The following is a 367-nucleotide window of genomic DNA, read 5'->3' as shown; positions in this document are numbered from 1 at the left end:
GATCGTGTTCTCGAGCGCGAGCAGGCGCGTGCGCGCGAAGTGATTGTCGAGCGGCTTGATCGCCGCGGCGATCTTCTCGAGCGGCAGCGTGCCGTCGGGCGCGTTCTCGAGCGGTTGCGGCTGGATGCTGCCGAGCACCGCCGCGCCGCCGCCCTCGTACTTGTAGGTGTGCGCGAGCTGACCGACGATGTATTCGTCGCCGCGCTCGCAATGCGCCATCAAGGCAGCGAGGTTGCTCTGCGTGCCGCTCGGGAAGAACAGGCCGGCTTCCTTGCCCGCGCGCTCGGCCGTGACGGCCTGCAGGCGCAGCACGGTCGGGTCGTCGCCCCACACGTCGTCGCCGACTTCGGCGGCAGTCATGGCGGCC

The 367-nt window shown here is 70.3% G+C and carries 1 protein-coding gene; it reads right to left on the bottom strand.

The features are described from left to right. Window positions 1–367 (bottom strand): beta-eliminating lyase-related protein (locus SB752_RS32035; protein WP_410719445.1); only part of this gene is annotated, 367 nt, incomplete at both ends.

Origin of the sequence: Brevibacillus sp. SIMBA_040, assembly GCF_046535075.1 — a bacterium.
Taxonomy (GTDB): Bacteria; Bacillota; Bacilli; order Brevibacillales; family Brevibacillaceae; genus Brevibacillus.
This window is presented reverse-complemented; position numbering and strand designations above follow the sequence as displayed.